General features: G+C 70.2%; 14 protein-coding genes and 2 pseudogenes. 12 read left to right on the top strand and 4 right to left on the bottom strand.

Going from position 1 to position 10,952, the window contains the following annotated elements; translation table 11 throughout:
* The 7 genes from BN4348_RS37985 to hisF form a co-directional block, all read left to right on the top strand.
* A partial coding sequence (locus tag BN4348_RS37985) for a histidinol dehydrogenase (protein ID WP_211145695.1) occupies positions 1-562 on the top strand: 562 nt, incomplete at its 5' end.
* Complete coding sequence (locus tag BN4348_RS37990; protein WP_066911089.1) at positions 559-1,695, top strand: histidinol-phosphate transaminase; 1,137 nt, start codon at positions 559-561, stop codon at positions 1,693-1,695. The genes BN4348_RS37985 and BN4348_RS37990, both read left to right, overlap by 4 nt.
* On the top strand, positions 1,692-2,309 hold the full coding sequence (hisB, locus tag BN4348_RS37995; protein WP_066911092.1) for an imidazoleglycerol-phosphate dehydratase HisB: 618 nt from the start codon (positions 1,692-1,694) through the stop codon (positions 2,307-2,309). Before BN4348_RS37990 ends, hisB begins: the two co-directional genes overlap by 4 nt.
* Positions 2,306-2,923: an imidazole glycerol phosphate synthase subunit HisH gene (hisH, locus tag BN4348_RS38000; protein ID WP_066911095.1), complete on the top strand. Its 618-nt coding sequence runs from the start codon at positions 2,306-2,308 to the stop codon at positions 2,921-2,923. The genes hisB and hisH overlap by 4 nt, the downstream gene beginning before the upstream one ends.
* An 82-nt stretch (positions 2,924-3,005) precedes the next feature.
* Positions 3,006-3,737, top strand: coding sequence for a bifunctional 1-(5-phosphoribosyl)-5-((5-phosphoribosylamino)methylideneamino)imidazole-4-carboxamide isomerase/phosphoribosylanthranilate isomerase PriA (gene priA / locus BN4348_RS38005; RefSeq protein WP_066911098.1), 732 nt, complete (start codon positions 3,006-3,008; stop codon positions 3,735-3,737).
* A gap of 4 nt (positions 3,738-3,741) precedes the next feature.
* Positions 3,742-4,542 (top strand): inositol monophosphatase family protein, encoded by an 801-nt coding sequence (locus tag BN4348_RS38010; protein WP_066911103.1) that lies wholly within the window; start codon positions 3,742-3,744, stop codon positions 4,540-4,542.
* A 1-nt stretch (position 4,543) separates the two neighbouring features.
* A complete protein-coding gene (gene hisF, locus BN4348_RS38015; RefSeq protein ID WP_066911106.1) occupies positions 4,544-5,329 on the top strand; it encodes an imidazole glycerol phosphate synthase subunit HisF in 786 nt (261 codons plus the stop codon).
* Between the two features lie 29 nt (positions 5,330-5,358).
* Here the strand turns inward: hisF and BN4348_RS38020 are convergent, their stop codons facing one another.
* The 3 genes and pseudogenes from BN4348_RS38020 to BN4348_RS38025 form a co-directional block, all read right to left on the bottom strand.
* Positions 5,359-5,775: an IS5 family transposase gene (locus BN4348_RS38020; protein WP_084453915.1), complete on the bottom strand. Its 417-nt coding sequence runs from the start codon at positions 5,773-5,775 to the stop codon at positions 5,359-5,361.
* A gap of 46 nt (positions 5,776-5,821) precedes the next feature.
* Positions 5,822-6,178, bottom strand: a complete 357-nt coding sequence (locus BN4348_RS61265; protein WP_328589000.1) for a TPM domain-containing protein — start codon at positions 6,176-6,178, stop codon at positions 5,822-5,824.
* Positions 6,135-6,998: pseudogene (locus tag BN4348_RS38025) on the bottom strand (serine/threonine-protein kinase); the annotation flags it as partial. The gene BN4348_RS61265 and the pseudogene BN4348_RS38025, both read right to left, overlap by 44 nt.
* Positions 6,999-7,004: 6 nt before the next feature.
* Between BN4348_RS38025 and BN4348_RS62405 the strand changes: the two are divergent.
* The 4 genes from BN4348_RS62405 (at position 7,005) to BN4348_RS38050 (ending at position 10,115) form a co-directional block, all read left to right on the top strand.
* Entirely contained in the window at positions 7,005-7,535 is a 531-nt protein-coding gene (locus BN4348_RS62405) for a DUF6597 domain-containing transcriptional factor (RefSeq protein WP_456238204.1), read from the top strand.
* Positions 7,532-7,879, top strand: a complete 348-nt coding sequence (gene hisI / locus BN4348_RS38035) for a phosphoribosyl-AMP cyclohydrolase (protein WP_066911112.1) — start codon at positions 7,532-7,534, stop codon at positions 7,877-7,879. Before BN4348_RS62405 ends, hisI begins: the two co-directional genes overlap by 4 nt.
* A 231-nt stretch (positions 7,880-8,110) precedes the next feature.
* Positions 8,111-8,938: an SAM-dependent methyltransferase gene (locus BN4348_RS38045; protein ID WP_066911115.1), complete on the top strand. Its 828-nt coding sequence runs from the start codon at positions 8,111-8,113 to the stop codon at positions 8,936-8,938.
* Between the two features lie 73 nt (positions 8,939-9,011).
* The gene (locus BN4348_RS38050) at positions 9,012-10,115 is read left to right on the top strand and encodes a calcium:proton antiporter (RefSeq protein WP_066911118.1); all 1,104 of its coding nucleotides are present in this window, start codon (positions 9,012-9,014) and stop codon (positions 10,113-10,115) included.
* A 25-nt stretch (positions 10,116-10,140) separates the two neighbouring features.
* On the opposite strand, the gene BN4348_RS38055 is transcribed toward BN4348_RS38050, so the two are convergent.
* Positions 10,141-10,605 (bottom strand): peroxiredoxin, encoded by a 465-nt coding sequence (locus tag BN4348_RS38055; protein ID WP_066911121.1) that lies wholly within the window; start codon positions 10,603-10,605, stop codon positions 10,141-10,143.
* A gap of 53 nt (positions 10,606-10,658) precedes the next feature.
* On the opposite strand from BN4348_RS38055, the pseudogene BN4348_RS38060 reads away from it, so the two are divergent.
* Positions 10,659-10,952, top strand: a pseudogene (locus BN4348_RS38060) (anthranilate synthase component I); the annotation flags it as partial.

The following is a 10,952-nucleotide window of genomic DNA, read 5'->3' on the forward strand; positions in this document are numbered from 1 at the left end:
CACCGCCGATCCCGCGCATGTGGCCGCCGACCTGATCAGCCAGGCCGAGCACGACGAGATGGCCGGCAGCGTGCTGGTGACCCCGAGCGAGCAGCTGGCCGCGGCCACCGAGGCCGAGCTGGCCGCCCAGCTGCAGACGACGGTGCACCGCGAACGCGTGACGACCGCGCTGGGTGGGCCGCAGTCGGCGATCATCCTGGTCGACGACCTGGGCGCCGGCATCGAGGTCGTCAACGCCTACGCGGCCGAGCACCTGGAGATCCAGACCGTCGACGCGTCGCAGGTTGCCGGGCGAATCCGTTCGGCCGGAGCGATTTTCGTCGGCCCCTACGCGCCGGTCAGCCTCGGCGACTACTGCGCCGGATCCAACCACGTGCTGCCGACCGGCGGCTCGGCCCGGCATTCCAGCGGCCTGTCGGTGCAGACCTTCCTGCGCGGCATCCACGTCGTGGACTACACCGAGGCGGCGCTCAAGGACGTTTCCGGACACGTGGTCACGCTGGCCAAGGCCGAGGACCTGCCGGCGCACGGCGAGGCGGTACGGCGGAGGTTCGAGCGATGACCGAACCCACAAATCCGACGCTGGACGACCTGCCCCTGCGCGACGACCTGCGCGGCAAATCGCCCTACGGGGCGCCGCAATTGGCGGTGCCGGTGCGGCTGAACACCAACGAGAACCCGCACCCGCCGACCCGGGCACTGGTCGACGACGTCGTGCAATCGGTGGGCGAGGTCGCGGCGGACCTGCACCGGTATCCCGATCGCGACGCCGTGGCCCTGCGCCGCGAACTGGCCGCCTACCTCACCGCGCAGACCGGAACTTCGTTGACCGTCGACAACCTTTGGGCCGCCAACGGTTCCAACGAGATCCTGCAGCAGCTGCTGCAGGCGTTCGGCGGGCCGGGGCGCACCGCGATCGGGTTCGTCCCGTCCTACTCGATGCACCCGATCATCGCCGACGGCACCCGCACCGAGTGGCTCGAGGCGCCGCGCGCCGACGACTTCGGCCTCGATGTCGACCGCGCCATAGCCGCGGTCGCCGAACGCCAACCCGACGTCGTGTTCGTCGCCAGCCCGAACAACCCGTCGGGACAGAGCGTTTCGCTGCCGGACCTGCGCCGGCTGCTCGACGTGGTGCCGGGCATTCTGATCGTTGACGAGGCCTACGGCGAATTCTCCTCGCGGCCCAGCGCGGTCGCGCTGATCGAGGAGTATCCGACCAGGCTCGTCGTCACCCGCACCATGAGCAAGGCGTTCGCGTTCGCCGGCGGGCGGCTCGGTTACCTGATCGCCACGCCGGCGATGATCGACGCGATGCTGCTGGTGCGACTGCCCTATCACCTGTCGTCGGTCACCCAGGCCGCGGCCCGGGCCGCGCTGCGCCACGCCGACGACACGCTGGGCAGCGTCGCCACCCTGATCGCCGAGCGGGAGCGCGTCACCAAGGCGTTGAGCGGCATGGGGTTTCGGGTCATCCCGAGCGACGCCAACTTCGTGCTGTTCGGGGAGTTCGCCGACGCCCCGGCCACCTGGCAGCGCTACCTGGAGGCCGGCATCTTGATCCGTGACGTCGGCATCCCGGGCTACCTGCGCGCCACCACGGGGCTGGCCGAGGAGAACGATGCGTTCCTGCGCGTCAGCGCCCAGATCGCGGCCACCGAGTTGGCCCCCGCCACACCAGTAGGAGCCCAGTGAGCACCGAAGCCCGACGCGCGCGTATCGAGCGGCGTACCAAGGAATCCGACATCGTCGTCGAGCTCGACCTCGACGGCACCGGCCAGGTCGACGTCGACACCGGCGTGCCGTTCTACGACCACATGCTCACGGCCCTGGGCAGCCACGCCAGCTTCGACCTGACCGTGCGCACCAAGGGCGACGTCGAGATCGAAGGCCACCACACCATCGAGGACACCGCGATCGCGCTGGGTCAGGCGCTCGGGCAGGCCCTGGGCGACAAGAAGGGCATCCGCCGCTTCGGGGACGCCTTCATCCCGATGGACGAGGCGCTGGCGCACGCCGCGGTCGACGTGTCCGGCCGGCCCTACTGCGTGCACACCGGGGAACCGGATCACCTGCAGCACACCACGATCGCCGGCGCCTCGGTGCCCTACCACACCGTCGTCAACCGGCACGTGTTCGAGACGCTGGCGTCCAACGCCCGCATCGCGCTGCACGTGCGCGTCCTGCACGGTCGCGACCCGCACCACATCACCGAGGCGCAATACAAGGCGGTGGCCCGCGCGCTGCGCCAGGCCGTCGAGTTGGATCCCCGGGTGACGGGCGTGCCGTCCACCAAAGGCGTTCTGTGACGAAATCGGTTGTGGTCCTGGACTATGGCTCGGGCAACCTGCGGTCGGCCCAGCGCGCGCTGCAGCGGGTCGGCGCGTCGGTGGAGGTGACCGCCGACGCGGGCGCCGCGGCGGGCGCCGACGGGCTGGTGGTGCCCGGCGTCGGCGCCTTCGAGGCGTGCATGACGGGCCTGCGCAAGATCGCCGGGGAGCGGATCATCGCCGAGCGGGTGGCCACCGGGCGCCCGGTGCTGGGTGTGTGCGTCGGCATGCAGATCCTGTTCGCCCGCGGCGTCGAATTCGGGGTGGAGACCAAGGGCTGCGGGCAGTGGCCGGGCGCCGTCACCCGCCTGGACGCCCCGGTGATCCCGCACATGGGCTGGAACGTGGTGGATTCCGGGCCGGGCAGCGTCCTGTTCAAGGGGCTGGACGCCGGCGCCCGGTTCTATTTCGTGCACTCCTACGCCGCGCAGCGTTGGGAGGGCTCGGCCGACGCGGTGCTGACGTGGGCCACCCACCAGGTGCCGTTCTTGGCCGCGGTCGAGGACGGGCCGCTTTCGGCCACCCAATTCCACCCGGAAAAGAGCGGCGATGCCGGCGCGGCCGTGTTGAGCAATTGGGTTGAAGGACTGTGAAAAACTTCGCGACAGTGCAACCGGCGACGCGAACGCCGAGAAGAGGCGTCGCCCGTGGCACTTTCGGCGCGCGGGAGGGGCTGTGTTGATTCTGTTGCCGGCGGTCGACGTGGTCGACGGCCGCGCCGTGCGCCTGGTGCAAGGCAAGGCCGGCAGCGAAACGGAGTACGGCTCCGCGCTGGATGCCGCGCTGGGCTGGCAGCGCGACGGGGCCGAGTGGATCCACCTGGTCGATCTGGACGCCGCGTTCGGGCGCGGTTCCAACCGGGAGCTGCTCGCCGAGGTGGTGGGCAAGCTCGACGTCAAGGTGGAGCTCTCCGGCGGCATCCGCGATGACGACTCCCTGGCCGCCGCGCTGGCCACCGGGTGCACGCGGGTCAATTTGGGCACCGCGGCGCTGGAGAACCCGCACTGGTGCGCCCGGGCGATCGGCGAGCACGGCGACAAGGTCGCCGTCGGACTGGACGTCCAGATCGTAAAGGGCGAGCACCGGTTGCGGGGTCGCGGCTGGGAGACCGACGGCGGCGACCTGTGGGAGGTGCTGGAACGCCTTGACGGTCAAGGGTGTTCGCGATTCGTCGTTACCGACGTCACCAAGGACGGCACCCTCGGCGGCCCGAATCTCGAGCTGCTGGGCGCCGTGGCCGACCGCACCGAGGCGCCGGTGATCGCGTCGGGCGGCGTGTCCAGCCTGGATGACCTGCGCGCAATCGCCACGCTCACCGACCGCGGGGTCGAGGGCGCCATCGTGGGCAAGGCGCTCTACGCCGGGCGGTTCACCCTGCCGCAGGCCCTGGCCGCGGTGAGGGCGTAGGCGCATGGACCTCAGCGCACTGGTGTCGGTGGCGTCGAAAATCCTCGACGCCGCCGTGCCGCGGTTCCTGGACGGGCACCGCGCCGATTCCGCGGTCGCCAAGAAGGGCAACGACTTTGCCACCGAGATCGATCTCGCGATCGAGCGGCAGGTGGTCACCGCGCTGCAGGCCACCACGGGGATCGGCGTGCACGGCGAGGAGTTCGGCGGCACCGACGTGGACTCGCCGTGGGTGTGGGTGCTCGATCCCGTGGACGGCACCTTCAACTACGCCGCCGGTTCGCCGATGGCCGCGATCCTGCTGGCCCTGCTGCACGACGGAGATCCGGTGGCGGGCCTGACCTGGTTGCCGTTCATCGACGAGCGCTACACCGCCGTCGCGGGAGGCCCGCTGGTCAAAAACGGTGCGCCGCAGCCGCCGCTGGAAACCACGGAGCTGGGTGAGAGCCTCCTCGCGGTCGGCACGTTCAGCGCCGACTCGCGGGGCCGGTTCCCGGGGCGCTACCGGATTGCGCTGCTGGAGAACCTGAGCCGGGTGTCGTCGCGGTTGCGCATGCACGGCTCGACCGGGATCGACCTCGTCTACGTCGCCGACGGGATCGTCAGTGCCGCAATAAGTTTCGGTGGCCACGTGTGGGATCACGCCGCCGGCGTGGCGCAGGTGCGGGCCGCCGGTGGCATCGTCACCGACCTGGCCGGAAAACCGTGGACCCCCGCGTCGGACTCGGTGCTGGCCGCCGCACCCGGCGCGCACGGCGAGATTCTCGACATCCTGAGCGCCGTCGGCGATCCGGGGGACTACTGAGATGTACTCCGACACCGGCCTTGCCGTGCGCGTGATCCCCTGCCTGGACGTCGATGCCGGGCGGGTGGTCAAGGGCGTCAACTTCGAAAACCTGCGCGACGCCGGCGATCCCGTGGAACTGGCGGCGGCCTATGACGCGGAGGGCGCCGACGAGCTGACCTTCCTCGACGTGACCGCGTCCTCGTCGGGCAGGGCGACGATGCTGGAGGTGGTGCGCCGCACCGCCGAGCAGGTGTTCATCCCGCTCACGGTCGGCGGTGGGGTGCGCACGGTCGCCGACGTCGACACGTTGCTGCGGGCCGGGGCCGACAAGGTTTCGGTCAACACCGCCGCGATCGCCCGCCCTGACCTGTTGGCCGAAATGGCAACGCAGTTCGGCTCGCAGTGCATCGTGTTGTCCGTCGACGCCCGCACGGTTCCCGCCGGGTCGGCGCCGACGCCGTCGGGGTGGGAGGTCACCACCCACGGGGGGCGCCGCGGCACCGGCATCGACGCCGTTCAGTGGGCGGCCCGCGGCGCCGACCTGGGGGTGGGGGAGATCCTGCTCAACTCGATGGACGCCGACGGCACCAAGGCCGGGTTCGACCTGCCGATGCTGCGCGCGGTGCGCGCGGCGGTCACGGTGCCGGTGATCGCCAGCGGGGGGGCCGGGGCGGTCGAACACTTCGCGCCCGCGGTCGCCGCCGGGGCGGATGCGGTGTTGGCCGCCAGCGTCTTTCACTTCCGGGAGCTGACGATCGGCCAGGTGAAGGCCGCCATGGCCGCAGAAATGATCACGGTCCGATGACGCTCGACCCGNTGCCGTGACCTGCGGGTTCACACCCGGCCAGCGGCAGATTCGTGTAATTCGACCCAGCCCCCTGTGTCCTGATCGGGTCGTGTCGTGTTCGTCGCGTGCTGATGAGCCCGGTTGATCGTGGCGTCCACCGACACCGTCCAGTCGAGTTGACCGTCGGCATCAGCCATCGCCAACAGGTTCACCAGTACCCGGTCCCAGGTGCCGTCCGCGGCGTAACGGCGATGGCGTTTCCACACCGTCTGCCACGGCCCGAACTCCGATCGCGGCAGATCCCGCCACGGAACACCGGTCCGATACCGGTAGATGATGCCTTCTACGACCCGGCGGTCATCGCCGAAGGGATGCCCCCGCCGTCCCTCGTTCGAGGGCAGCAACCCCGAAATCAGTCCCCACTGAGCGTCATTGAACAACCGAAACCGCGAAACCGTCGTCACCCCCACAGCATCTCGTCAAAACTAACCCCCATATGGGAGACACGCCCTAGCTCGGCGCGACGTCCAATCCCTGGGCGGCGGCGATCGCCGCGCGGGCCCATTCGTGTCGGAACACGGCCGGCGAGATGCGGTCACGGCGAATCATTTCCAGGTCGATGGCCTTCCCGGTGATCACCGCGTTGGGAACCCGGAAGGAGAAGGCGGGACCGTCGGTGGCGATGGCGAGGATGGCGTCGCTGTCGGTGAAATTGCTGGCCACCATGGCATTTTCGGCCCACTTGAACGGCTTGAGGCCGCCGAAGTTTGGGACGTACACCACCCAGAGCCGGGTACCGCGCCCGTTGTAGAGCCTGGTGAGGGCCCGGTTCACGGCGTCGTACTCGAGGGGACCGAGCACGCCCACCTGATCGGTGATTTGGCCCGACAGCTTGATCGCCGGGGGCCCGGCGTTGCCGGGGGGCGCCGCGGCGGCGCCGGGCGCCGGCAGNCGGCGCGGACAGATGCTGGGTGATGACCACCGCCGGGTTGGAGTGGCGGAACGGCGCCGACCCGGCCAGCAGGTCGAACGCGGTGCAGCCGAGCGCGTATTGATCGGCCCGCCCGTCCAGATCCGCGCCCTGCAGCTGCTCGGGCGCGCAGTAGGCGGTGGTGCCCACCAGCATGTTGGTCGCGGTCAGTCCGCTGATGTCACCCAGCTCGCGGGCGATGCCGAAGTCGGCCAGCAGGATCCGCCGCCGCGGGCTCGCGTCGGTCAGCAGGATGTTCGCCGGCTTGACGTCGCGATGCAGCAGCCCGCGTTCGTGGGCGTAGTCAAGGGCGTCTGCGACGGCCGAAATGATCTCCACCACAACGGCTTTCGGCATTCCCGACGGGTATTTCGTGCGCTGCAGCCGTGCGGCGTCGGTTCCCTCCACGTAGTCCATCGAGATCCACAGCTGCCCGTCGTACTCGCCGCGGTCGTGGATGCCGACGATGTGCTCGTGGTACAGGCTCGCGGCCAGGTCGGCCTCCCGGTTGAACCGCTGGCGGAATTCGTCGTTCGCGGTCAGCTCGCGCGGCAAGATCTTCAGGGCGTCGCGGCGGGGCAGCCGCGGGTGCTGCGCCAGATACACCTGGCCCATGCCGCCCGACCCGAGCCGCCGAATGATCGTGTACCCGGCGAACACCTGCCCCTCGGTCAGGCCTTCGCTCCGGCCTGCCGCGCCCGCATCGCTGTTCGGCATGTGAGCATGTTACTGAGGGCCGAGGCCCGAAGATGGCAGAAAGGACCTGCCGTGGTGTACCGACCCACGCTCTACCGGCCGCCACCGCCCCTGGCCGAATACGTCGAATTCTTCGGGCATTGGCGACACCGCGGGCCCAGCTACCGGAGCCGCGCGCTGCCGCGCGGCGCGGTGACCATCGTGTTCGACGTCGGTCGGCGCCAGCAATTGGACTTCTACACCGCCGACGGGAGCACCCGCCTGCCGGTTCCGCCCGCGGTCGTGACCGGACCGCACCGCGCGTCGTACATCACCGACATCGCGGCCGACGAGCCCGCGATGGCGATCCACTTCCGGCCCGGCGGGGCTTTTCCGTTTCTCGGGATTCCGCTCGGCGACGTGGCGGACGTGGCCGTCGGCCTGGAGGAGATCTGGGGGCGCGGCGGGCGCGCGGTGCACGAGCGCCTGATCGCGGCCCCGTCGGTGGCCGCCCGCTTCGGCATCCTCGAAGACTTTCTGCTGTCGAGGGCGNCCGCAGAAATGATCACGGTCCGATGACGCTCGACCCGAACATCGCCGCGCGGCTCAAACGCAACACCGACGGGCTGATCGCCGCCGTCGTGCAGGAGCGCGGCAGCGGGGACGTGCTGATGGTCGCGTGGATGGACGACGACGCGCTCGCGCGCACCCTGGAAACCCGCGAGGCCACCTACTATTCGCGCTCCCGCGGCGAACAATGGATCAAGGGCGCGACATCCGGCCACACCCAGCGCGTCCACTCGGTGCGCCTGGACTGCGACGGCGACACCGTGCTGCTGACCGTCGACCAGGTCGGCGGCGCCTGCCACACCGGCGATCACAGCTGCTTCGACGCCGACGTGCTACTGGAACCGGACAGCTAGGACGTGTCTCCCATATGGCGGGTCCAGGTGATGCATGCGCTGAGGACGACTGCGGCGCGGTAAACGATGGCGAGTTTGTCATAGCGGGTGGCTAGCGCGCGCCATTGTTTGAGCAGCGCGAATGATCGTTCGACGAGATTGCGTTGCTTGTAGCGGGTNTGCCCAGCCACGTCCCGGTCGGTCGGCACAAATATCCAATACCGGCGGCGCCCGGGCGGCCATGATCGAAGCATGGACAGCACCAGGGCCGCGGTAGCGTCCACCGGACTCCTCGCGGCGGCCGTGCGCGCCGAGGAGTCCCGGCGCGACGACCCGCTTTTCACCGACCCGTTCGCGGAACGGCTGGCCGGCGACGACGGTCGACGGTTGCTCGCCGACGCCGTCGCCGAAACCGGCCAGTCACCCGCCGAGATCGCCATCCGCACGCGGTTTTTCGACGAGGCGCTGCTTGACGCGCAGCGCGGCGGCGCGTCGCAGGTGGTGATCCTGGCCGCGGGCATGGACGCCCGCGCGTATCGCCTGCCGTGGCGCCGAGGCACGACGGTCTACGAGGTGGACCAGCCCGGGGTGATCGCGACCAAGGAGCAGCGACTGGCCGGCGCACCGGCCCGGAGCCGGCGCGTGGCGGTGGGCATCGACCTGGCCGATGACTGGCCGAAAGCCCTTCTTTCGCAAGGGTTTACGTCATCGGCAACCACGGTGTGGTTGATCGAGGGATTGCTGCAGTACCTCGACGCACCGGCCGTCGACACCCTGTTCGCGCGCGTCGATGCGCTGTCGGCCCCGGGGGATGTGCTGTTGTACAACGTGATCGGCCAAACGTTGCTGGGGGCGCCGTTTTTGCAGTCCACCCAGCAATACATGCGCCGGCTCGGCGCGCCCTGGACGTTCGGCACCGACGCGCCGGCCGCCCTGGTCGAGCGGCACGGCTGGAGCGCCGCGGTCACCGATGTGGCCGAACCCGGGACCAGGTGGCACCGGTGGGAGCACCCGGTCGTTCCGCTGGACGTGCCCGGCGTGCCGCGCGGCTACTTCGTGGTCGCCACCAAATCTTCTTGACGGCCTGAATATGGCCTGAGCCCGCGGCCGCCCGTCGCGCGTCGGGGCGCCGGTTCGGTGAGAATGGCGGGCGATGTTGAAACGGCTGCCCTGGACGTCCTGGACCGCGGTGGTGCCGCTGGTCGCCGTCGTCGTGCTGACCGCCACCTGGGGCGAGCACCTCGGGCCGGCGCTGGTCGCGCTGCAGGCCGTGCTGTTGATCGGTGCCGTGCTGGCCGCCGTCGAGCACGCGGAGGTGGTCGCGGCCCGCGTCGGCGAGCCGTTCGGATCCCTGGTGCTCGCGGGCGCGGTGACGGTCATCGAGGTGGCCCTCATCGTGGAGCTGATGGCATCCGGGGGCAACGAGGCGGCCACGCTGGCCCGCGACACCGCGTTCGCCGCGTTCATGATCACCACCAACGGGATCGCGGGTTTGTCGCTGTCATGGGGCTCCCGTCGGTACGGCGTGACGCTGTTCAACGCCGAGGGCAGCGGGGCCGCGCTGGCCACGCTCACCACGTTGGCGACGCTGAGCCTCGCCCTGCCCGCGTTCACCATCAGCCACCCGGGCAAGGAGTTCTCGCCCGGGCAGCTGATCTTCGCCGCGGTCGCGTCGCTGCTGCTGTACCTGCTGTTCGTCTTCACCCAGACCGTCCGGCATCGCGACTTTTTTCTGCCCGTCGCGCAGCGGGGCCAAAAAAAGCTCTTCGAGGAGGACGAGAACCACGCCGATCCGCCGACCGCCCGTGCGGCGCTGACCAGCCTGGTGCTGCTGCTGGTCGCGCTGGTCGCGGTGGTGGGTCTGGCCGAACAGGAATCGCCGGCGGTCGAACGCCTGGTGACCGCGGCCGGCTTCCCGCAGACGTTCGTCGGGGTGGTGATCGCGATGCTGGTGCTGCTGCCCGAGACGCTCGCGGCCGTGCGCGCGGCGCGGCGCGGCCGCATCCAGACCAGCCTGAACCTGGCCTATGGTTCGGCGATGGCCAGCATCGGGCTGACCATCCCGGCCATCGCGTTGGCCAGCATCTGGCTCAAGGGCCCGCTGGTGCTCGGCCTGGCGCCCACCCAGCTGGTGCTGCTCGCGCTGACGGTGGTGATCAGCATGCTGACCGTGGTGCCCGGCCGGGCCACGCGGCTGCAGGGCGAGGTACACCTGGTGTTGCTCGCCGCGTACGTGTTCTTGGCGGTGATCCCCTGACGGGCGCCAGGCCGGGGCGGATCCGCTAAGCCGAGGACCGCGCCCGCAGCGTCTGAAGCGCCTTGTCGGCATGGGTGTCCATGCTGAATTCGCTGGCGATGACGTCGAGCACCCTGCGATCGGTGTCGATGACGAACGTCGTGCGCTTGACCGGCATCAGCTTGCCGAGCAGGCCGCGCTTCACGCCGAACTGCGTGGCGACGGCGCCCTCGGTGTCCGACAGCAGCGGGTAGTCGAACTTGCGCAGGTCGGCGAACTTGGCCTGCTTCTCCACGGGGTCGGCGCTGATGCCGACCCGGCTGGCCCCGACGGCGGCGAATTCTGCGGCCAGGTCGCGGAAGTGGCAGGCCTCCTTGGTGCAGCCGGGCGTCATCGCGGCGGGGTAGAAGAACAGGACCACCGGCCCGTCGGCGAGGAGGGCGCTGAGCTTGCGGGGCGTACCCGTCTGGTCGGGGAGCTCGAAGTCGGCCACGGTGTCACCAGGTTTCATGGGCGACACGCTACGCTCGCGAGCCGCCCGACCCCATCTGGGAGGATGGGTCGGTGCACGCCCACCTCGCCGCCACCACGTCACGGGAGGAGTTCCGCCATCTTGCGGCGGAGCACCGTGTGGTTCCGGTGACCCGCAAGGTCTTGGCCGACAGCGAGACTCCGCTGTCGGCCTACCGCAAACTCGCCGCGAACCGGCCCGGCACGTTCCTGCTCGAATCCGCCGAGAACGGGCGGTCGTGGTCGCGATGGTCGTTCGTGGGCGCGGGCGCGCCGTCGGCGCTGACCGTGCGCGACGGCGAGGCCGTGTGGCTGGGCGCCGTGCCGCGGGACGCGCCGACCGGCGGG

Source organism: Mycobacterium interjectum, from assembly GCF_900078675.2.
Lineage (GTDB): Bacteria > Actinomycetota > Actinomycetes > Mycobacteriales > Mycobacteriaceae > Mycobacterium > Mycobacterium interjectum.